General features: G+C 70.0%; 16 protein-coding genes and 1 pseudogene. 9 read left to right on the forward strand and 8 right to left on the reverse strand.

Annotated elements, in window-relative coordinates; genetic code table 11:
- Positions 1 to 999 carry a LacI family DNA-binding transcriptional regulator gene (locus ABZ906_RS08945; protein ID WP_361190348.1) on the reverse strand — a complete coding sequence of 333 codons (999 nt, stop codon included), beginning with the start codon at positions 997 to 999 and terminating at the stop codon, positions 1 to 3.
- Positions 1000 to 1312: 313 nt separating this feature from the next.
- On the opposite strand from ABZ906_RS08945, the gene ABZ906_RS08950 reads away from it, so the two are divergent.
- The 8 genes from ABZ906_RS08950 (at position 1313) to ABZ906_RS08985 (ending at position 9275) form a co-directional block, all read left to right on the forward strand.
- On the forward strand, positions 1313 to 2452 hold the full coding sequence (locus ABZ906_RS08950; protein WP_361379390.1) for a cupin domain-containing protein: 1140 nt from the start codon (positions 1313 to 1315) through the stop codon (positions 2450 to 2452).
- Positions 2453 to 2457: 5 nt separating this feature from the next.
- Entirely contained in the window at positions 2458 to 3198 is a 741-nt protein-coding gene (locus ABZ906_RS08955; RefSeq protein WP_361379393.1) for an alpha/beta fold hydrolase, read from the forward strand.
- 68 nt (positions 3199 to 3266) lie between these two features.
- Entirely contained in the window at positions 3267 to 4577 is a 1311-nt protein-coding gene (gene hisD / locus ABZ906_RS08960; protein ID WP_361379396.1) for a histidinol dehydrogenase, read from the forward strand.
- The gene (locus ABZ906_RS08965; protein ID WP_361379399.1) at positions 4574 to 5347 is read left to right on the forward strand and encodes an SDR family oxidoreductase; all 774 of its coding nucleotides are present in this window, start codon (positions 4574 to 4576) and stop codon (positions 5345 to 5347) included. The genes hisD and ABZ906_RS08965 overlap by 4 nt, the downstream gene beginning before the upstream one ends.
- Positions 5344 to 6156, forward strand: coding sequence for an aldolase/citrate lyase family protein (locus ABZ906_RS08970; RefSeq protein WP_361379402.1), 813 nt, complete (start codon positions 5344 to 5346; stop codon positions 6154 to 6156). The genes ABZ906_RS08965 and ABZ906_RS08970 overlap by 4 nt, the downstream gene beginning before the upstream one ends.
- Positions 6157 to 6367: 211 nt before the next feature.
- Entirely contained in the window at positions 6368 to 7714 is a 1347-nt protein-coding gene (locus tag ABZ906_RS08975) for an MFS transporter (protein ID WP_361190364.1), read from the forward strand.
- 103 nt (positions 7715 to 7817) lie between these two features.
- Entirely contained in the window at positions 7818 to 8816 is a 999-nt protein-coding gene (locus ABZ906_RS08980; RefSeq protein WP_361190368.1) for an ester cyclase, read from the forward strand.
- Between the two features lie 153 nt (positions 8817 to 8969).
- On the forward strand, positions 8970 to 9275 hold the full coding sequence (locus tag ABZ906_RS08985) for a hypothetical protein (protein WP_361379405.1): 306 nt from the start codon (positions 8970 to 8972) through the stop codon (positions 9273 to 9275).
- 234 nt (positions 9276 to 9509) lie between these two features.
- Here the strand turns inward: ABZ906_RS08985 and ABZ906_RS08990 are convergent, their stop codons facing one another.
- A complete protein-coding gene (locus ABZ906_RS08990) occupies positions 9510 to 10628 on the reverse strand; it encodes an NAD(P)/FAD-dependent oxidoreductase (protein WP_361379408.1) in 1119 nt (372 codons plus the stop codon).
- 137 nt (positions 10629 to 10765) lie between these two features.
- On the opposite strand from ABZ906_RS08990, the gene ABZ906_RS08995 reads away from it, so the two are divergent.
- Entirely contained in the window at positions 10766 to 11452 is a 687-nt protein-coding gene (locus ABZ906_RS08995; RefSeq protein ID WP_361190375.1) for a TetR family transcriptional regulator, read from the forward strand.
- Positions 11453 to 11506: 54 nt separating this feature from the next.
- Here the strand turns inward: ABZ906_RS08995 and ABZ906_RS09000 are convergent, their stop codons facing one another.
- The 6 genes and pseudogenes from ABZ906_RS09000 to ABZ906_RS09025 form a co-directional block, all read right to left on the reverse strand.
- A complete protein-coding gene (locus ABZ906_RS09000) occupies positions 11507 to 13432 on the reverse strand; it encodes a glycosyl hydrolase family 28-related protein (protein WP_361379411.1) in 1926 nt (641 codons plus the stop codon).
- Between the two features lie 14 nt (positions 13433 to 13446).
- Positions 13447 to 15108, reverse strand: a pseudogene (locus ABZ906_RS09005) (glycosyl hydrolase); the annotation flags it as partial.
- Between the two features lie 888 nt (positions 15109 to 15996).
- Entirely contained in the window at positions 15997 to 17559 is a 1563-nt protein-coding gene (locus ABZ906_RS09010; RefSeq protein ID WP_361379414.1) for a glycoside hydrolase family 13 protein, read from the reverse strand.
- A 69-nt stretch (positions 17560 to 17628) separates the two neighbouring features.
- Positions 17629 to 18510 carry a carbohydrate ABC transporter permease gene (locus tag ABZ906_RS09015; protein ID WP_361379417.1) on the reverse strand — a complete coding sequence of 294 codons (882 nt, stop codon included), beginning with the start codon at positions 18508 to 18510 and terminating at the stop codon, positions 17629 to 17631.
- Between the two features lie 5 nt (positions 18511 to 18515).
- Complete coding sequence (locus ABZ906_RS09020) at positions 18516 to 19361, reverse strand: sugar ABC transporter permease (RefSeq protein WP_361190553.1); 846 nt, start codon at positions 19359 to 19361, stop codon at positions 18516 to 18518.
- Between the two features lie 104 nt (positions 19362 to 19465).
- On the reverse strand, positions 19466 to 20833 hold the full coding sequence (locus tag ABZ906_RS09025; protein WP_361190386.1) for an extracellular solute-binding protein: 1368 nt from the start codon (positions 20831 to 20833) through the stop codon (positions 19466 to 19468).
- Positions 20834 to 21141: the final 308 nt, after the last annotated feature.

Below are 21141 nucleotides of genomic sequence, written 5' to 3' on the forward strand. Positions count from 1 at the left end.
TCAGGGGAGCCGGGCGTGCGTGGCCCGCGGCACGAACTCGGTCGGCAGGACGAGGCGTTCGCCGTCGGGGTCGGCGTCGCCGTCGATGCGCCGTACGAGCAGGCGCGCCGCCTGACGCGAGAGGTCCCGCAGGTCGTGGCGGACCGTGGTCAGCCGGAACACCTCCCAGGACGCCATGGGCAGGTCGTCGAAGCCGATCACGGTCAGATCGTCGGGGACCCGGACACCGGCCGCGAGGGCCGCGTTCAGGGCACCGATGGCGACCACGTCGTTGCCGCAGAAGACCGCCGTGGGGGTCTGCGCCGCGTCGAGCAGCCGGGGCAGCGCCTGGTAGCCGGTCTCGTACTCGAAGGCGCCGCGCGCCACCCGGTCCTCGGGCAGTCCGATGCCCGCGTCGGCCAGGGCGAGGCGGAAGCCCAGCTCGCGGTCGCGTCCGGTCGTCGTGTTCGCCGCGCCGAAGATGCCGGCGATCCGCCGGTGTCCGAGCTCGGCGAGCGTGTGGGCGACCAGGCGTCCGCCGCCCTCGTTGTCGACCACGGAGGCATAGTCGCCGCGGCGGCCCGTCTCGCGGTTGAGGAAGACGTAGGGCATGCCGCGGCGGTCGAGCTGCGCCGGCAGGGCGGAGTCGGTGGTGGCCGTCGCGAGCACCACGCCGTCCAGGGACTGGTCGAGGAGCTTCTCCTCGGCCACCGCCTCGTCGGAGCGTTCGGTCAGGAGCATCATCCGGTAGCCCAGGGCCTGGAGCTCGTCGTGCAGAGGGGCGATGACATGCGGATAGAAGGGGTTCGTCAGGTCGGTGACGATCACTCCGATCCGCCGGGTGGACCGGGTCGACAGGGTGCGGCCCGCTTCGCTGGGCACGTAGTTCAGTGCCTGTGCCGCCTGGCGGACCTTCTCGCGGGTCGCCGCGGACACCCGGCGGTCGTCCCTCAGGGCGCGGGAGACGGTCGGCTGCGATACGCCGGCCAGCCTCGCCACGTCGTGACTCGTGATCGCCATCGGCCCTCTCCTCGTCGACCGGTGCGCCATCCCGGCGTCCGGTTCTTCAGTATACGTATGTTGCGCAGGCCCGGACGGGTGGGCATGCGCGATGCACGTACGCGATCGCGACCCGCGCCACAGCCCCGGGGAGCGGCAGCGGTCCGCACGACCCGCAAGCGGTCAGGCGGTCACGCCTGCACACCTCCTCGCAGTGCTCTGACGCAAGTCCCGCGCACCCTACGCCCGCAACCCGCACCACGTGACCCCTTGACATCACAGAACGCAGGGCCTGTCATGGGAATGCATACGTATTCCATTCGAGGGAGCAGCCATGCCTGACGTCGTCGTGTCCACCGCCGAGCTGGGGCGCCGCACGGTCCGCCGCAGCGACTTCGTCTCCTGCAACCAGGCCTTCATCGACTGCCGTACGCCGGGCTCGGACCGGAAGGAGAACTACGCGATGATCGGGCCCGGCGTCTCGCAGGCCGCAGGTCAGCACGTCAACCTGCGCCTGCCGCACGGCTACAACATCGGTGCGGCCGCCATGCCCCACGGCATCACCAACAATCTCCACCTGCACTACACGGCCGAGGTGTTCGTCTGCACCGAGGGCGAGTACCTCCTGCGCTGGGGCGCCGACGGCACCGAGGGGGAACTGACGCTCAAGGCCGGGGACATCGCCTCCATCCCCACCTGGATCTTCCGCGGCTTCACCAACACCGGTCCGGACGACGGCTGGATGTTCACCGTCCTCGGCCACGACCACACGGGCGGCATCATCTGGGGTCCTTCGGTGCTGCGCGAGGCCGAGGGCCACGGCCTGTACCTGACCGCCGACAACCAGCTGATCGACACGGTCGCCGGTGACGAGATCCCGCCCGGCACCGAGCTGACCGAGCCGATGACCCGCGAGTACATCGACCGCCTTCGCCACTACGGCGTCGACGACATGAAGCGCCGGGTGGCGGCCGGCGACGAACTGGCCTGGTCCGAGCGGCCCTTCCTCGACAGCACCCTGCCGGGCGGCGGCGTCCGGCTGAGCTGCGTCATCGGTTACGGCATGACCGAGGACCTGCACCAGGAGCCCCGGATCTTCAACCCGCACGGCCACAACGTCGCCTGGCTGCGCGCCGAACCGGGTCAGGGCGTCTCCCTGCACCGCCAGCAGGAGACGCAGACGCTGATCGTCAAGGACGGCCTGTGGGAGGTCACCCTCAACCGCACCGACCCCGTCTCCGTACGGCTGGGCCCGCGCGACATGCTCTCCGTGCCGCAGGACGCCTGGCGCACCCTGCGCAACGTCGGCGACGAGCGCGGCGACGTCATGGTCGTCAACTCGGGTGACGGCCGCGTCCGCCTGGAGTGGGACGAGGAAGTCTCCAAGGCCGCCGCCGACGCGGGCCTGGGCATCGACCACAACGGTTACGTGGCCCCCTACGCCCTGCTCCCCCGCTCCGCGCGCCGCTGGTGACCGCCATGCCCCGCACCCAAGCGCCGCGACCGCTGCCGCTGGTGGTGGTCCCCGGCATGCTGTGCGGCCCGGACCTGTGGGCGGAGGTGGACTTCCCCGAAGGCCACCCGGTCCTGCACCTCGAACTGGCGAAGCCGGACATCGGGGCCCTGGCCGACGACCTGCTGTCCCGTGTGTCCGGCCCGTTCGCCGTGGTCGGGCTCAGCCTGGGCGCCATCGTCGCGTTCGAGGCGCTGCGACGCTCCCCGGAGCGGGTCGCCGGACTCTGCGTCATGTCGACGAACGCGGGCGCGCCGCGCCCCGGGCAGTACGCGGCCTGGCGTGCGATGGACGGCCTGATCGGCGACGGGCGGTTCGCGGACGTCGTCGAACAGACCCTGCCCGGCATGTTCCCCACTCCCCGTCCGCCGAGCGGACCGGCGGAGCGCTACCGGCGCATGGCACACGCCGTGGGCCCCCGGGCCGCGCGCGCCCAACTGGCCGCCCAGTCGACTCGCCGGGACGCGATCGACGCACTGCGCGGCGCCCGGTGTCCGGCCGTGGTCCTGTCCGGGACCCGGGACGCGCTGTGCCCGCCGGACTTCCACCGGGCCATCGCGGATGCGCTGCCGGATGCCGAACTGCGCGAGGTCCCGGACGCGGGCCATCTCCTGCCCTGGCAGCAGCCCTCCGCGGTCTCCGGCGCGCTGCGCGACCTGCTCGGGCGGGTGCGTCAACCGGGTCCTGCGGTGCTCCCGACGCCCTGACGCCTGAACCTCCAGCCCTCCAGAACCCAAAGCCCAGAACCCCCAGAACCCCTGAGAAAAGAGCCGTCATGCCTCGATTCCTCAAGTCCCCCGTCCCCGCCGGCACGGTCAGCGCCGCCCGCGCCGATGTCGCGGACCGCGTCAGCGCCATCCTCGACGACATCCGCGAGCGGGGTGACGAAGCGGTCCGCCAGTACTCCGAGAAGTTCGACGGCTGGAGCCCGGAGTCCTTCCGGCTCTCCCCGGACGAGATCAGGAAGATCGTCGCCGATGTGCCGGAAACGGTCCTGGAGGACATCCGCTTCGTCCAGCAGCAGGTGCGCACGTTCGCCCGGGCCCAGCGCGATTCGCTGCACGACGTGGAGATCGAGACCCTGCCCGGCGTCCGCCTAGGTCACCGGCACGTTCCCGTCGCCGGCGCCGGCGCCTACATACCCGGCGGGCGCTACCCGCTGACCGCGTCGGCGCACATGACGATCGTGACGGCGAAGGTGGCGGGCGTGGAGCGCGTCGCAGCCTGCACCCCGCCGATCCGGGGCGAGATCCCCGCGGCGACGGTCGCGGCCATGCATCTGGCCGGGGTCGACGAGCTCTACCTCCTGGGCGGCGTCCAGGCCGTGGCCGCCCTGGCCATCGGCACCGAGACGGTCGGTCGCGTGCCGCTGATCGCGGGGCCCGGCAACGCGTACGTCGCCGAGGCCAAGCGCCAGTTGTTCGGCGAGGTCGGCATCGACCTGTTCGCGGGCCCGACGGAGATCCTGGTGATCGCCGACGAGAACGCCGACCCGTTCGTGGTCGCCGTCGACCTCCTCTCGCAGGCCGAGCACGGCCCGGACTCCCCCGCGGTGCTCGTCACCACGTCCGAGGACCTGGGCCGGGAGGTCGAGCGCCACATCGAGCGGCTGCTGCCCGGCATGCCCACCAAGGACTTCGCCGGGCCCGCCTGGCGCGACCACGGCGAGATCGTCGTGGCGGACTCGCTGGACGAGGCCTTCGAGATCGCGGACTCCTACGCCAGCGAGCACGTCGAGGTCCTCACGGAGAACCCGCGTCAGGCGCTGGACAAGATGCGTGACTACGGCGCGCTCTTCCTCGGCGAAGGCACCTGCGTCTCCTACGGGGACAAGGTCATCGGCACCAACCACGTCCTGCCGACCCGCGGGGCCGCGCGCTACACCGGCGGCCTGTGGGTGGGCAAGTACCTCAAGACCGTCACCTACCAGGAGGTCACCGACACCTCCTCGTCGGCGCTGCTCGGCGAGGTGTGCGGGCGCGCGGCACGCGTCGAGTTGTTCGAGGGGCACGCCCGCTCCGGCGATGTCCGCGCGGCCAAGTACGGCGACGCCACGCTGCCCTGGAACGACGAGGCGACCGCATGAGCGGCCCCACGGCAGCACTGGCCGGACGCACCGCGCTGGTCAGCGGGGGCGGCAGCGGACTCGGCGCCGCCATCACCCGCTCCCTGCTCGCGGACGGGGCCCGGGTGGTGATCACCGGTCGCAACGAACAGGCCCTGAAGGAGACCGCGTCGCGTCTTGGCCCCGGCGTCGAACACCGGGTCTGCGACGTGTCGCGGCCCGCGGACGTCGAGGCCCTGGCGGAATCTCTCGCGGACGAGGAGATCTCGATCCTCGTCAACAACGCCGGAATCGCCGGGCCGGTGGCGCCCCTGACCGAGATCTCGGCCCGCGACTGGGACGAGGTGTTCGACGTGAACGTGCGCGGCGTGTTCCTGATGTGCCGCGCCTTCCTGCCCGCCATGACGGCACGGGGCGCGGGCGATGTCATCAACATCGCCTCCGTGTCGGGCAAGCGCCCTCTGCTGCGGCGCACCCCCTACTGCGCGTCCAAGATGGCGGTCATCGGACTGACCACCACCCTGGCGGGCGAGGTCGGCCCCTCGGGGGTCACGGTCAACTCCCTCTCGCCCGGGCCCGTCTCGGGCCCCCGGATGGAGCGGAACTTCCGCCTGGAAGCCGAGCGCACCGGCGGCAGTTACGCGCAGGCCGAGGAGGCGTTCGTGTCGCGCTCGGCGCTCGGCCGGATGGTCACCGAGGACGAGGTCGGCACGGCGGTCAGCGCGATGCTGCGGATGCCGGGGCTCTGCGGCGCCGACATCGACCTCTCGGCGGGGATGGTCGCGCGGTGACGGCGGGAGCAGCGGAACGCCGTCCCCCCGGCCCGCACACGGAACGCCGTTCGCTCAAGGAACGGCTCGCCGCCGGTGAGCGGTTGTACGGCGCGCTATTGCGGCTCCCCTCGGAAACCCTGGTGGAGATGGCGGGGGTCGCGGGCCTGGACTATGTGGTCATCGACTGCGAGCACGGTCCTGCCGACACGGCGCTCCTCCAGCACCATCTGACGGCCGCGGCGGCCCAGGGCATCGACGTCCTGGTGCGCGTGGGGACGTCCGAGCCCGCGCTCGCCCTGCGCTGCCTGGACCTGGGAGCCGCGGGGATCATCCATCCGCATGTCGACGACGCGCAGGACGCGCGGCGGGCGGTGGCCTCGGTCCACTACCCGCCCCTGGGGACGCGGGGCTTCGCGACGTACAGCAGAGCGGGCCGCTTCGGCACGGTCACGGCGGCCGACCATGTCGCCGCGTCCCGCGACGCCCTGGTGGTGGTGATGATCGAGACGGAGCGGGCCTGCGCCGCCGCGCCGGAGATCGCCGCGACGGAGGGGGTGGACGCGGTCCTGGTGGGCCCCGCCGATCTGGCGGCGGACTGCGCCTTTCCGGGCCAGAAGAAGGTCGACGCGCTGGTCGCTGCGGCTCACGGGGCGACCCGTGCGGCGGGCCGGTCGGTGATGGCCATCGCGCCGGGCACGGAGGCGGCAAGGGCCGCCGAGCGGGGCGGGGCACAGCTGGTGCTCTACAACATGGCCCATGTCCTGATGGACACCTTCCGGTCCCTCGCGGCGCCCGTGCCGGGCGGGGGACAAGGCCCTCGCGCGTGATGTCGTACGGCCGCGTCCGGCTCCTGCCATGCCCCGCCAGGAGCCGGGTGGGCCGTGCCCGGACACGCCGCCGGGATGCCTGCCGGAATGCCCTTCGCAATGCCCCACGGAATGCATCACTCCACCTCTTGACGGCCTCCGTCGCGCTCCTTAGTGTTCGGCGGAAGTTCATACGTATGCATAACCTTGAAACCGCGCGAACGGAGAAGCCATGTCCGCTGTAGCGCCGCCCACCACCGCAGCCGGCCCCACGGGGACCGAGGCGGAGAAGCGGAATGCGATACGCCGAGCCATCGGCGCGGGAAGCATCGGAAACTTCGTCGAACAGTTCGACTACGGCCTCTACGGCTACATGGCGCCGGTCCTGGCCCCCGCCTTCTTTCCGCAGAGCAACCAGGCCGTGGCCGTCCTCAGCACATACGCGATCATCGCCATCGCCTGCCTGTTCCGCCCGCTGGGCGGCACCCTCGTCGGCCGCTGGGGCGACCGGGTGGGCCGCAAGAAGACGCTGCTGTGGACCATCGTGCTCATGGGTGTGGCCACCGCCATGATCGGCGCCCTGCCCACGTACCAGCAGATCGGGATCCTGGCACCCCTGCTCCTGCTGTTCCTGCGCGTCATCCAGGGCATGGTCTCGGGCGGGGAGTACGTGGGAGCGGTGGCGTTCATCGTGGAGTGGGCGGAGCCCAACCGCCGCGGCTACTACGCCTCGTACGCCTCCAACAGCTGTTTCGCCGGCATCCTGGCCGGCGCCGGCACCGCCGCGCTCACCAGCTGGGTCTTCCAGGGCCCCGCCCTGGACTCGTGGGGATGGCGCATCCCGTTCCTGCTCGCGCTGCCGCTGAGCGCGGTCGGGATCTGGCTGCGGGGACGCATCGAGGAATCGCCCGAGTTCGTCCGCGCCACGGAGGACGGCGCCGACGTCGTCAAGGCCCCGATCCGGGACGCGCTGCGCACGCAGTGGCGGCCGATCCTCGCCTACTGCGGCGTCTCCATCATGCTCGCGATCCTGTCCTACAGCTGGGTCACGTTCTATCCCGAGTACCTGACCGGCACGCTGGGCCTGCCCCGCTGGATGGCCCTGGCCTCCAACGCGATCTCCGTGGCCGTGCTCATCCCGCTGCTGCCGCTGGCCGGTGCCATCTCGGACCGGATCGGCCGCAAACCGATGCTGATCACCGGCGCCGTCGCATGCATCGTCCTGGTGCCGCTGGCCTTCCGGGTCGGCGAGGGCGGCACCTTCGGGGCGGCCGTGGCCAGTCAACTGATCTACATCGTCCCGGAGTTCTTCCTGACCGGCATCGTCACCGTCTGCACGGCCGAACTCTTCGCGACGCGCAGCCGGTTCAGCGCGAGCGCCATCGCGTACAACAGCTCGTTCTCCATCTTCATGGGCATCACGCCGTTCGTCGCCGCCCTGCTCGTGAACAGCTTCGACACGATCTACGCCGTGTGGGTCTACCTCGCGGCCGCCGCGCTCCTGGCCCTCGTGGTCGTGAGCACGTTCATGACCGAGACGTACCGGACCCACCTGGGTGCGGACAAGTTCACCTCCTGACCGCCCCCCGTCACTCCCCCGCACTTCGCATGCATACGCATACACATGCACTTCGCGCGGACCGACAGATCGACAGATCAACAGATCGAGAAAGGCACCCCTCATGACGCTCGACCCCGCCGCCTACCTCCCCTACAAGGACCCCGACGACTTCATCCGCGAGGTCACCGACCGCATCTGGGTCAACCGGGACATCTCCTACATCGTCGACAACTACGAGCCGGACTCGATCGTCCACACCAGCCTGGGCACCGTGGTGGGCCGCGACGGCGTGATCGAGGGCACGACGATGCGGATGGGCAGCACGCCCGGCCACATCGGCCAGGCCGAGGACGTGGTGTGGGAGGCGCGCGGCAACGACGCGTTCCTCAGCTCGCACCTCGTCTTCTCCGCCGACGAGCACCTGGTCGACGGGCGCAACATCCGCATCCGCAAGCGCACCGTCGCCAACTGTCTCTACCGCCGCGGCCGGATGGTCGAGGAGTGGGTGGTGCGCGACGAGCTCGCCACCTGCCTGCAGAGCGGCATCGACCCCGACGAGGCGGCACGCGCCCTGCGGTTCCAGGGATACAGCGGGTCGATGACCGAGGAGGCGCCGAAGGACGTCCTGCTGGCCGGCGTCAGCGGGCCGCGGCCCGACGAGTACCGGCCCGAGTGCGAGATGGTCCTGGAGTTCATGGACGAGGTCTGGACTCAGCGCCGGTTGCAGAAGGTCAACGACTTCATGACGCGTGACCTCTTCCTGCACACGATCGGCGACCGGACCGTCATCCGTCCCGAGCGCTACCAGAGCGACCTGATGGCCATGGTCGCCGCCTTCCCAGACGCCCGGTTCGAGGTCCGGGACGTGCAGACCAACTTCTCGCCGCGCTACGCCGGCCTGCGGGTGGCCGTCACCTGGACCATGCACGGCACCTACCGGGGCACGCCGGACTTCGGACAGCTGACCAACCAGCCGGTGACGGTGCTCGGCGTCTCCCAGTTCCTGATCCAGGACGGCCGCATCGTGCGGGAGTTCCGCGTCTACGACGAGATCTCGCTGCGGGCCCAGATCAACGGCACGCGGGGCGACGGCCCGGCGGTGGAGGCCAACATCTACTGACCGTCGATCCCGCACGGACCGGACACCGAGACGCGGCGAGGGCCCCGGGACACCCAGGGCCCTCGCCGCGTCAGGCACCGCGTCCCGGGCGGCCCGCCACCCTGACACCGCACCGGCCGCGCCCCGACTTGTGGCTCGCGTCATGATGACGTCGTGGCGGCAGAAGACACGCAGTACACCGAGGACGGCCATTTCGTCATCATCAAGGGCAGACGCTGGCGGGCCACCGACCCCCGTCTGCCCGAGACGGTGGAGAAGCGCCTGACCCATCACCTGATGTCGGCCCGCCGGGCCGTGGCCGCCGCGGGCGACGACGAAACGGCACGCAAGGCGGCCCGGGCGCGCGTGCAACTCGCGAAGACCGGCCTCGGGGAACGCGGCACGGCCTGGTGGGAGCAGACACTGGCCGAGCGGCGCCGGCGCTGGAACGACTGTTTGCGGCAGCTGGACGAGCAGTAACCGGAGTGTGCCGCAGCTCACCCCGCCGTTGCTACCGGCCAGGAACATACGGGTCCGGGTCCTCGTTCTACTGGGTGTGGCTGCGGAGGGGACAGTGTCCCCGGGCCTCACCTATAGCCCATGGGGAAGATCGTTCGGCTGAAGCCCCATGGAGCCTTTCGCCGAGAGGCGACCGCCCTCCGCTTGCCACGCTCTACGGCCCCGGTTGGTCTCCCCCGTCCAGCCGGGGCCCCTTCATGCCCCTTGGGCGAACATGCGCAGCAGACCGTGGGGCGCCTCGTCGCCGTAGAGCAGTTCGAGGAGCTGGTTGCCGTCGGTGGCGGCCGCGGCGCTGCGGGGGAACATGGCCTGCTCGTACGCGGTCAGCGCGGCCTCGATGTCGTCGGGCCGCGCGGCGATGGCCTTGCCGAGTTCGGCGCCGTCGTACATGGCCAGGTTGGCGCCTTCGCCGTTCGGGGCCGCGAGGTGGGCGGCGTCGCCGAGCAGGGTCACGCCCGGCACCCGCTCCCAGCGGTGATCGGCGGGCAGGGCGTTGAGGGTGCGCAGGACCGGTGCGGTCTCGCCGTCGGTGATCAGCGCGGTGAGTTCCGGCGCCCAGCCCTGGAACTCCTGCGCGATCCGCGCGGCCGCCGCGGCGGGATCGGCGACGTCGATGCCGTCGAACCACGCCTGCGGCTCGGTGAGCACCACATAGGTGTGCAGGGTCCCGCCGCTCTCGCGGTGGGCCTGGATTCCCTTGCCCGGCGAGAGGGCGAACAGGGAGCCGCCGCCGACCGCTTTCGCGGCGGCCGGGTGCCGGCTGTCGGCGTCGTACAAGTAGGTCTCGACGAATGATCTCCCGATGTACGAGGGTGTCGCGTCGGAGAGCAGCGGGCGGACCCGCGACCAGGCACCGTCCGCACCGACCAGCAGGTCCGTGACGGTCGTGGTGCCGTCGGCGAAGGTCACCTCGTGGCGGGCGTCGCCGAGGGCGCGGACGCCGCTGACCTTGTGCCCCCAGCGGACGGTGCCGGGCGGCAGCGAGTCGAGCAGGATCCGTCGCAGTTCGCCGCGCAGCACCTCGGGGCGACCGCGCTCGCTGTCGTCGTCGAACAGGAGGGTGCCGTCCGTGTCGAGGACCCGGGTGGCTTCGCGGCCTTCCAGGACGAGGCCGCGGAATGCGTCCGTCAGCCCTGCCGCCTGGAGCGCGGGCTGGCCGTTGTCCTCGTGGATGTCGAGCATTCCGCCCTGTGCGCGGGCCGTCGCGGAGGCCTCCGCCTCGTAGACGGTGGCCGGTATGCCGTGGACGTGCAGGACGCGGGCGAGCGTGAGGCCGCCGAGTCCGGCGCCGATGATCGTGACGTGGGTGTTCATGGCAGTGCTCCTTACGTGCGCCCGCCGGTGGTGGCCCGGCAGGACCTCTCTGGAATGGCGTTCCATCAACAGACTGGAACCCCGTTCCAGAGTTGTCAAGCTGGAACGGGATTCCAGAGATGTGCCAGGATGTGCGCATGGCAACCAGGACGCGTCGTACAGAGCGCCGGGAGGAACCGCTCTCCCGGGAGCGCATCGTCGAGGCGGCGATCGAACTGCTCGACACGGTGGGCGAGCGCGGACTCACGTTCCGTGCGCTGGCCGAGCGCCTGACCACCGGGCCTGGCGCGATCTACTGGCACGTCACGGGCAAGGACGAACTGCTCGGCGCCGCCACCGAAGCCGTCGTCGCGGGCACCGTGCCCCCCGACCCGGCCGGCACGACGCCGCGGGAAGCCATCCGTGCCCTCGCGCTCGGCGTGTTCGACGCGATCGAGACCCATCCGTGGATCGGCACGCAACTCGCCCGCTCCCCCGGCAAATCGCCGATGCTGCGGGTCTTCGAACACCTCGGGCGCCAGGTCCAGGCACTCGGCGCTCCCCCGGCCTTCCAGTTCACCGCCGCGTCCGCGCTGCTGAACTACATCGTCGGGGTGGGCGGCCAGAACGCGGCCGACGCCCGCGCCCACCACGCACGCACTCCGGACACCGGCCGGGCCGAGTTCCTCGACGACGCCGCGGCCGCCTGGGCGGACCTCGACCCCGTCGAGTACGCGTTCACCCGCGGCGTCGCCGACCAGCTGCGCGAGCACGACGACCGGACCGAGTTCCTCGCCGGCATCGACCTGATCCTCACCGGCATCACCCACCGGCAGCCGGACTGACACACGAATCCGCCGGGGCCCGAAGGCCCCGGCGGACAAGGTCGCACCCAGCGGTTACCGCTGCGACCGGGACTTCTTCCGGGCGGCGGAGCAGCCCTCGTCGACCGTGAACTGGGATCCGGGCTCGACCAGGACGTCGCCGTCGGCCGAGTCGGTGATCGTCACGTCGCAGAGCGCCGCGCTGCCGCGGGCCCCGCCGTGGGCGCGGACGCCCGCGCCGTTGTTGGACTTGGAGATCTTCACGTTGCTGATCTTCACGTCCGGTGCGGCGCCGCCTCCCGACTTGAACTGGATGCCGTCGTAGGTGGAGTCATGGATGTCGGTGTCCCGGATGGTGACTCCGGGGATGTCCTGGCCCTGCGCGAAGAGGGTGATGGCACCGAACTCCTGCTGCTCTCCCCAGAACGCGCCGCCGGTGCGGTACAGGCCGTTGTCGGCGATCAGCGTCTGTCCCGAGAAGGGCAGTGGGTCGTGGTCGGTGGCAAGCATGATGCCGGGGTAGTTCATCGTGTCGGAGACCAGGTTGTTCTCGATCTTGTTGCCGTGACCTCCGTAGACCGCGATGCCGTTGGCGCGCCAGGGCAGTTGGACGGTGTTGCCGGTGAAGGTGTTGTCGTGGCCGACGTCCGTCGAGGGGTCCCTGACGTACTTGTTGGCCCATACGGCGAGCGCGTCGTCGCCGGTGTTGCGCAACGAGGAGTTCGACACCGTGGAGTTGCGGGTGCCGTTGGAGAAGTTCACGCCGTCCGCGTAGGTGTTGCGGATGCGCATGTCGCTGAACTCCAGGCCGTCGCCGGGATTCCACAGTTCGGGGATGTTGCTGTAGTCGCGCCCGACCCACGCACCGACGTTGGCGTGCTCGATCCACACATGGTCGATCTTGGTGTTCTTGCCGAAGCGGCCGTTGAGGCCCACCCCGCCCTCCTGGCCGCCGTCCCCGCCGCGGATCGTGCCCGAGCCGAAAATGGCGAGGTCGGAGATCTTGGTGTTGTCGTCGATGTCGAAGCCGAAGTTGCCCTCGTGCGGATGGTTGATGCCGCCCGCCTCGTGCGGCGGGGTCAGCGTGTAGAGCTGGGAGTGCCACATGCCCGCGCCCCGGATCGTGACATCGCGGATGCCCACCTGGTTGTGCGGGTTGCCGGGGTACTTGGGGTCGACGGCCAGGATCTTCTGCTCCTGGCGCCACTGCCCGGCCGGAATCCACACGCAGTCGATCTCGCCCTTCTGATCGGCGTCCACCGCCGCCTGGATCGCCTTGGTGTCGTCCTCGCCGTCGTCCGGCTTCGCGCCGTACTCCGTGATGGAGGTGCACTCGGCCGGCTTCTCGGCGGGCGGCGCGACCTGCTCCAGATCGACCAGGTCGACGACGTAGTACGCGGCGTCGTCATCGGCGTCGCGCTGCAGCCGGAACGTTGTGCCCGCCGGGTAGGAGTCCTTCAGGAGCGCGTGCGATTCGTCGAAGAGCCGCCGCGCGTCGCCGCCCGGCCGGTTGGTCAGGCCCTCGGGGTCATCGGTGCTGCCGTAGAGCCAGCTGTGCTTGGACGACAGCTTCACCTTCTGCACGAACTTGCCGTCCGCGTAGAGGCTGAGGGTCTTCTCCTGACCTCCGCTGTCCGGCGCGTCGGGGATGGAGTTGCGTACGACGATGGAGTTGGCCGCGCCGGTGGAGGTGAACTCCACGTGCTGGCCAGTGGAGTCGAGCCGGACCGACTTGCGGCCCGAGGACTCGGTGGCGAAGTTGGTGTGCCCGAAGGGGCGGGTGGGATCGGCTTCCAGGAGCGTTCCCTCGTACGTCCCGTCCTCCGCCTCGTACTCGACGTAGGGCACGTCCGCCCCGCGCTCGGCCGCCGCGGCCTTCTTCTGCCCGGCGGCCGGGGCATCGGGGACCGCGCCGGCCGTGGCGGGCAGGAGTCCCACGGTGGCCAGGCCCAGGCCGAGCGCCCCGGCGATCAGGCGACTGCTGCGTGGTGTGCGTGTCATGGCAGTCCTCCGCATCAGTCGGTGTTGATCTTGAAGGTGGATGTGGTGTTCCGGATGTCCTCGGCGTTGTCCTTGAGCGTGAGCCCCTTGAACGTGGCCTCGCCGACCGCCGGCCCCTGCCCCGCCTCGGGCATTTCGTTGGCCCAGATGCCGAAGCCGGACTTCGCGTCGTACTCGTCGCCGGACTTCTTCGCGCCGGAGATCGTGACGTTCGAGAGGACCGTGTCCTGCACCGCGTTCTGCGCCTGGCCGCCCACGTAGTTCGTCTGGAACATCACGCCGTGGTAAGTCGGATCGGTGATGCTGACGTCGTCGACCCGGATGGCACGGAACGGCTTGGAGGCGGAGAACATCCAGATGCCCGGGAAGGTCTGCCCGTTCCAGAAGTGGCCGCCGGCCCGGTCGACGCTGATGTCCGAGAAGTTCGTCGGGTCGGGCCCGAAGCCGTTCATCGGGTAGCCGAAGTCCAGCGAGGAGACGGTGATGCCGGAGTAGACCAGGGTGTCGGCGATGTGGATGTTGCGGAAGGTGTTGAGGTGACCGCCGTACACCGCGAGTCCGGCCGCCCGCCAGGTGAGCTTGCTGGTGAGGTTCTCGTAGACGTTGCCGGTCTGGTCGCCGCCGCCGGAGTCGGTCGCCGAGAACAGCGCGAACGAGTCGTCGCCGGTGGCGCGCGTCTCGGTGTTGGTCACCAGGTTGTCGGTGGAGCCGTTGGTCATGTTGAGGCCGTCGGCGAAGGTGTTGCGGATGCGGTTGTCGCGCAGCGTCATCTTGTCCGTGTTCGCACCCCAGTACAGGCACACCATGTGCTCGGTCCAGATGTTCTCGACGGTGATGCCCGAGACGTTCTGGAAGTCGAAGACCTTGCCCGGACCGTCGATGCGCGAGGTGTAGTTGCCGAAGTAGGCGAAGCCCGAGAAGACCGAGCCGTTCGCGCCCTGGTCGGCCCGGAAGCCGATGTCGGTGTTCTCCTGGCCCTCGGGCGCGTGGAAGCGCGTGAACCACGGACCGGCGCCGACCACCTTGACCGGCTTGCCGTAGACCTGGAACTTGCTGCTGGTCTCATAGTCACCGGGCGGCAGGTAGACGCCCTGGATCTTGCCGGTGGTGTCCATCCGCGCCTTGTCCAGGGCGTCCTGCACGGCCTGGTGGCCGGTACCGGAGGGCTCCACGTACGCCGCCGGGTCCGGGTTGGCCGCGGCCGTGGCCTTCTCGAAGTCGACGAAGTCGATCGCGTACTTCGAGGAGTTGTCGCCGTCCTTCTGCAGCCGTATCTTCGCGCCCGCCGGGACGGTGGTGCCCAGGTCGAGCTGCGCCTCGTCGTAGATGTGCCGGGGCGGGCCCGCGCCCGGGTCGTTGCCCGGCGACCCTTCCGGCCCGTACAGCCAGGCGTACTTGGAGGTCAGGTCGAACGCCTTGGTCTTCTCGCCGTTGACGTAGACGTTGAGCGTGGTGTTCGTGCCGTCCGGGACCGAGAAGCGGGTGACCAGGGTGTTGGTCTCCACCGGGGCGGTGAACTCCACGTACTGGCCGGTCTCGTTCAGCGTCACGGCCTTGCGCCCCGACGCTTCCCCTGACAGGTCGCCGATCTTCCGGTTGGCCCCGGTCACCTGCGCGCCGCCGCCCGCGGTGGCGGACTCGGCCTCGACGGTGGTGTAGGGCAGATCGGCGCCGCGCTCGGCGGCGGACACCCGCTTGGCGTGCTTGCGCGCGAGGGCCGCGCCGCTCTTCGGCGGGGTAAACGCCGCCTTGCCGCGCGCCTTCGGTCCGGCGGCGAGGGTACGAGTGGCGGCGCGGCTGTCCGGGGACTGGTTGCCGGCGGTGTCCCGGGCCCGCACCGAGTAGGTGATCTTCTCGGCGTCGGGGCCGGGGGTGGCGGTGTCCTTCCAGTGCAGTGTCTTGGCCGCTGTCTTGGTCTTCGCCCCTGTCTTGGTCTTCGCCGCCGCCTTCGTCTTCGCCGGGAGCGCGGCCCGCAGCACGCCGTTCGCGTAGACGTCGTACGCGGTGGCGTCCTCGCTCGCGTGCCAGCTGAGAGTGGTGCCGTCGAGGCGCGTGCCGGTGGGGGTCTTCGGCGGTGCGGTGTCGCCCGAGCGCGCCGGATACACCGCAAGGTCGCTCACCTTCTCGGCGCCGGTGACGCGCAGATGGCGCACGGCGGCGCCGTTCAGGGCGAAGGTGACCTTGCCCTTGCGGGCCTTGGCGTCGGACAGCTCGATGAAGTCCTTTCCGTTGGCGGAGCCCTCCAGGCGTACGGTGCGCGCCTTGCCCGGCAGGCTTACCTCGGCGCGGTCAAGGCGCCGGGTGGCGCCGAGATCTGCGGTGACCCAGCCGTCGCTGCTGCCCTCGCGGACCTCCAGGGGCCCGTCCTTCGGGGTCTCCTGCGCTTGCGCCACCTGCCAGCCGGAGATCAGCAGGCAGGTTCCGAGGGTGCCGGCCAGGGCCGAGCGCAAAGCCCGGCGCCGGCCGTCCCTTCGTCTTGTAGTGCCCATGACAGTGCCCATGGTGTTCCTTTCGGTGGGGGGACACATGTGGGGGAAGAGATGCGGCCTGGCCGCGGGTGCTCCTTAGACCCGCAGCCAGACCGCTGTGTCCTGAGGCAACTGCCCCCGCGGGGACAAGGGGCCGCTGGCCAGCAGGAGTTCGGTGTCGGCGGGCAGATCCACGTCGTCCGGGCCGAAGTTGGCCAGACAGAGCCACGTGGAGCCGTCCCGCTCGGAGGTGCGCGCGAAGGCGAGCACCTGCGGCTCGTCGGCGCGCAGCCGGCGCAGCGGTCCCGCGTCGCCCAGGGAGCGCCGCAGCCGCAGTGCCGTGCGGTACAGGGAGAGCATCGAGTCCGGGTCGTGCGCCTGGCGTTCGGCGGCGTACTCCGCCCAGTCCGGCGGCACCGGCAGCCAGCTGCGCTCGGGGGCGCCGTCCCAGGGCAGCGGCACACGGCAGCCGTCGCGGCCCGGGTCCACTTCGCCGGAGCGTGCGTACATCGGGTCCTGGATGCGCTCGCGGGGGATGTCGGCCTCGGGCAGCCCCAGTTCCTCGCCCTGGTAGAGATAGACGGAGCCGGGCAGCGCCAGGGTGAGCAGGGCGGCGGCCCGGGCCCTGCGGGTGCCGAGCTCCAGGTCGGTGGGGACGCCGAAGCGCTTGCGTTCGAAGGCGAAGCCGGTGTCCTCGCTCCGCCCGTAGCGGGTGACGGTGCGCGTCACGTCGTGGTTGGCGAGGACCCAGGTGGCGGGGGCGCCGACCGGGGCGTGGGTGGACAGGGTGAGGTCGATGGACTCCCACAGCTGGGCGGGGTCCCAGGGCCGGGAGAGGAAGTCGAAGTTGAAGGCGGTGTGCAGCTCGTCGGGGCGCAGGTAGCGGGCGAACCGCTCCGCGTCCGGCAGCCAGATCTCACCGATCAGCGCGGCCCCGTACTCGTCGGCGATCCGCCGCCAGGAGCGGTAGATGTCGTGCAGTTCGGGCTGGTCGTGGAAGGGGTGCGGCCGTGCGGGGTCCATCGAGGGCAGCCCCTCGGCCTTGGCAAGGAGCGCCGCGGAGTCGATGCGCACCCCGGAGGCCCCGCGCTCGAACCAGAAGCGCAGCACGTCCTCGTGCTCCTGACGGACCCTGGGGTGGCTCCAGTTGAGGTCGGGCTGCTCGGGCGCGAAGAGGTGGAGGTACCACTCGCCGTCCTCCGTGCGGGACCAGGGCACCCCGCCGAACTCGCCGACCCAGTCGTTGGGCGGTTCCGGCGAGCGGGGCCGGAAGTGGAAGAGTTCCCGCTCCGGAGAGCCTGGCCCGGCCGCCAGCGCCGACTTGAACCATTCGTGCTGGTCGGAAACGTGGTTGGGCACGATGTCGACGATGCAGCGCAGGCCGAGTTCCCGTGCCTCGGAGATCAGCTGCTCGGCCTCGCGGAGGCTGCCGAACGCCGGGTCGATGGTGCGGTAGTCGGCCACGTCGTAGCCGCCGTCGGCCAGCGGCGAGAGGTACCAGGGGGTGAACCACAGCGCGTCCACGCCCAGTTCGGCCAGATAGGGCAGCCGGGCCCGGACACCGGCCAGGTCGCCGGTGCCGTCGCCGTTCCCGTCCGCGAAGGAACGGACGTACACCTGATAGATGGCAGCGCTGCGCCACCACTCCGTGCTGGGCAAGAGGGAGTCCTTTCGTACGGATCGATCGCGTACGGACCTGAGGGCCGGGGAAGTCGGGGTGAGCGGGGCTCAGCCCTTGAGACTGCCGGCGCCGAGACCGGCGACGATGTGGCGCTGGAAGACCAGGAACAGGGCGATCAGCGGCAGGGATGCCATCACCAGTCCGGCCACCAGGCTGTTGAGCGGGGTGTCCTGGGCCACGCGCTGGAGGAACACGCTCAGCGGCTGCTGTGCCGGGTCTGGCAGGACGAGCAGCGGCCAGAGGAAGTCCTTCCAGGCCGTGACGATGGAGAGGATGGAGACCACGGCGAGGATCGGCCGGGCCAGCGGCAGCACGATGCGCCACATGGTCGTCACGGGTCCCGCGCCGTCCACCTTGGCCGCGTCGAGGAGTTCGTCGGGGATCCGGTCGAAGAAGTTCTTGAGGATGTAGATGTTGAAGGCGTTGGCAGCGGCGGGCAGCCAGACCGCGCTGGGGCTGTTGATCAGATTGCGGTTGAACAGGGGGACGTCCACCACGGTGAGGTAGACCGGCACGAGCAGTGCGGTGGCGGGCATCATCAGCGTCACGAGCATCAGACCGAGGACCACGTTGCCGAACCGCGGGCGCAGCTTGGACAGCGCGTAGGCGGCCGGCACCTGCACCGCCAACTGCACGAGCCAGGCGCCGCCGGCCAGGACGACGGTGTTGAGGAAGTAGTCGGCCAGGTCCATCTCCCGCCACGCCTTGGCGTAGTTCTCGGGGTGCCAGGACTCCGGGATGTAGGTGGGCGGGTTCTGCGCCAGCTCCGTGGAGGACTTCATGGCTCCGGTCGCGGCCCAGTACAGCGGCACGACGAAGGCCAGCGTGAACAGTACGAGCGCGACGGCGAGCGTCGACCAGTAGATGAGTCGTCCCTTGCGCGTCTTGAGGACGGCGGGGCGGACGAGGGTGCGCATCGAGGCGGACATCCCTCTCACTCCTTCGAGGCGCGGGTGATGCGCAGATAGAGGGCGGAGAAGGCGCCCAGGACGATCAGGAGCAGCAGGCTCAGCGCGCTTGCGGTGCCGAAGTCGTTGTAGACGAAGGCATAGCGGTAGACCAGGAACATGACGGTGACCGTGGAGTCCTCGGGCCCTCCGCCGGTCATCACGTACGGCTCGGTGAACACCTGCATGGTCGCCACGATCTGGAGCAGCAGCAGGACCAGGAGCACGAACCGGGTCTGCGGGATGGTGACGTGGCGCAGGCGCTGCCAGATGTTGGCGCCGTCCAGCTCCGCGGCCTCGTACAGCTCGCCGGGGATGGTCTGCAGGGCGGCGAGGTAGATCAGGGTCGTGGTGCCCATGTTCGCCCAGGTCGAGACGATGACCAGGGAGATCAGCGAGGTGGACGAGGAGTCGAGCCAGGCCGATGTCGGCAGATGCAGCGTGCGCAGGATCTCGTTGAGCAGCCCGGGACCCGGGTCGTAGAACCACTTCCACATCAGCGCCACCACCACGGGCGGCAGCATCACCGGCAGGTAGACCAGGACCCGGAAATAGGCCCGCGCGTGACGGAACTCGTTCAGGAGCACCGCGGTCAGGAAGGGCACCGCGAAGCCGAGCACCAGCGCGTACAGGGTGAACAGGCCGGTGTTCTTCCAGGCGGTGAGGAAGAGCGGGTCGTTGAACAGCTTCTCGAAGTTGTCGGCGCCGACCCAGGTGTTCCCGGTGGCGAAGTTGACTTCCTGGAAGCCGAGGAGCACGTTGCGGATGATCGGCCACCACGAGAAAAGGGCGAAGATCACCACGGCGGCGCAGAGGAACCCGTACGCCGTCATGTGCTCGCGCAGTGCGCGGCGCCGGGCCGCCCGCCGCCGCCCGGGAGCGGGCGGCAGCGGGGGCGCGGCCACGGGCCGGGGGGACGTCTTCAGGGACATGCTCATCAGGAGGCGCTGTAGATCGCGTTGACCTTCTTCTCGGCGTCGTCGAGAAGCGCGTCGATGTCGGCGTCCTTCTTGGTGAGGACGGACTGCATCGCCGAGTCGAGGATCGCGTAGACCTCCTGGGCCTTGGGCGGCTCGATCACGCCGGGCACGTTCGGGGCGGAGTCCATGAACGCCTGGTAGTTGCCGGTGGGCATGTTGGCGTTGTCCTTCTTGACCTTCTCGACCTGGTCGCGGACCGAGCCCTCGAAGACGTCGGGGACCATGGGCATCGGGATGCCGACCGGGAGCTTGGCCTTGGCGTAGTCGGCGACGTTCTTCTCGATGAGCTCGGGGTTGAGGTAGCGCCACTGGAGCCACTTGACGCCGGCCTTGATCTTCTCCGGGGACGCCTTGGGGTTGATCATGTAGCCCTCGCCGCCGAGCAGCGTGGACTTCGCGTCGGGCACCGGGGCCAGGGCGTAGTCCTCGTACTTGCCGCCGAACTGCTTGGCGATGACGGTGATGTTGTCGGCCGCCGAGACGTACATGCCGAGCTTGCCCGAGCCCATCATCCGCTGGACGTCCTCGACCTGGAGCAGCTGCTTGCTGCCCATCGAGTTGTCCTTCCAGCGCATGTCGTAGAGGTCCTGGAAGGTGGCCTTGCCCTCGGGGGTGTTGAACGCGGCCTTCCACTTGCCGCCGCTCTCCGTGGCGATCCTGCCGCCGCGGGAGTACAGCTCCGCCGTGTAGTGCCAGCCGCCCTGGTTGTTCTTGGAGAAGTCGGCGTAGCCCACCGTGTTGTCGCCGAGGTCGGCGATCTTCTTGGCGGCCTTGCGGACGTCGGCCCAGGTCTTGGGCGCCTTGTCGGGGTCGAGGCCGGCCTTCTCGAACAGGGCGCGGTTGTAGACCAGACCCATCGAGTAGTTCGACGTGGGCAGGCCGTACTGGCGGCCCTCGCCGTCCTGGAAGATCTTCATCAGCGGGTCCTGGATGTCGCCGCTGTGCGGCATGTCCTTGACGGCGTCCGTGATGTCCGCGGCCTGCTTCTTCTCGATCAGGGAGCGGGTGTCGGTGAAGTAGACGTAGAAGACGTCCTCCAGCTTGCCGCCGGCCAGCTTCGCGTTGAAGGTCTTCGGGTCCATGAAGCCCTCGTGCGGCACGATGTCGATGTCCGGGTTGGCCTTCTCGAACTGCTTCACGTGCTTGTCGAAGAGCGTGCGCTCGAAGGCCTGGGTCTTGGGCGGCTGCCCGTTGACGTCGAGCTTCACCTTGCCGCCGGAATCCGATTCGGTTCCGTCGCTGCTGGTGCCGCAAGCGGTCAGCGAAACCAGCGAAAGAACGGCCGCTGTGGCGAGCACGAGCGTGCGCCTGCGTGTGAATGACATCAGGGGACCCCCTCCGGGTCGTGCTTTACGGCGCGGCTCCGCCCTGCTCGGGCAAGGCGGCAGCGCACCCCTCACTGGCACGGCCGGCTCGCCGCGGTGCTGTGGGTGCCGGGTGCGGCGCATACTCAACCACCGCCGAAACCTCTGCGCAATATCTTGAGCACAGATTGCAAAAAATGAATCGATGCCGGATCGGGGCTCTACGGCAGGGCGCCGCCTATCGGACCGACCGGCAGCGATGCCTGCTACGGGGGCGACTGGCGCACAACGAGGGCCCGGAACGGCGGCAAAGGAGCGGGCACAAGTTC

The sequence above is a fragment of the Streptomyces sp. NPDC046925 genome, assembly GCF_040644915.1.
Lineage (GTDB): Bacteria > Actinomycetota > Actinomycetes > Streptomycetales > Streptomycetaceae > Streptomyces.

Bases quoted from the DNA above. Each gene is read 5' to 3' on its own strand.
- ABZ906_RS08975 (WP_361190364.1), top strand. From the start codon at position 6,368: ATGTCCGCTGTAGCGCCGCCCACCACCGCAGCCGGCCCCACGGGGACC.
- ABZ906_RS08945 (WP_361190348.1), bottom strand. From the start codon at position 999: ATGGCGATCACGAGTCACGACGTGGCGAGGCTGGCCGGCGTATCGCAG.
- hisD (WP_361379396.1), top strand. From the start codon at position 3,267: ATGCCTCGATTCCTCAAGTCCCCCGTCCCCGCCGGCACGGTCAGCGCC.
- ABZ906_RS08980 (WP_361190368.1), top strand. From the start codon at position 7,818: ATGACGCTCGACCCCGCCGCCTACCTCCCCTACAAGGACCCCGACGAC.
- ABZ906_RS08965 (WP_361379399.1), top strand. From the start codon at position 4,574: ATGAGCGGCCCCACGGCAGCACTGGCCGGACGCACCGCGCTGGTCAGC.
- ABZ906_RS08950 (WP_361379390.1), top strand. From the start codon at position 1,313: ATGCCTGACGTCGTCGTGTCCACCGCCGAGCTGGGGCGCCGCACGGTC.
- ABZ906_RS09025 (WP_361190386.1), bottom strand. From the start codon at position 20,833: ATGTCATTCACACGCAGGCGCACGCTCGTGCTCGCCACAGCGGCCGTT.
- ABZ906_RS08990 (WP_361379408.1), bottom strand. From the start codon at position 10,628: ATGAACACCCACGTCACGATCATCGGCGCCGGACTCGGCGGCCTCACG.
- ABZ906_RS08995 (WP_361190375.1), top strand. From the start codon at position 10,766: ATGGCAACCAGGACGCGTCGTACAGAGCGCCGGGAGGAACCGCTCTCC.
- ABZ906_RS08955 (WP_361379393.1), top strand. From the start codon at position 2,458: ATGCCCCGCACCCAAGCGCCGCGACCGCTGCCGCTGGTGGTGGTCCCC.
- ABZ906_RS09015 (WP_361379417.1), bottom strand. From the start codon at position 18,510: ATGTCCGCCTCGATGCGCACCCTCGTCCGCCCCGCCGTCCTCAAGACG.
- ABZ906_RS09020 (WP_361190553.1), bottom strand. From the start codon at position 19,361: ATGACGGCGTACGGGTTCCTCTGCGCCGCCGTGGTGATCTTCGCCCTT.
- ABZ906_RS09000 (WP_361379411.1), bottom strand. From the start codon at position 13,432: ATGACACGCACACCACGCAGCAGTCGCCTGATCGCCGGGGCGCTCGGC.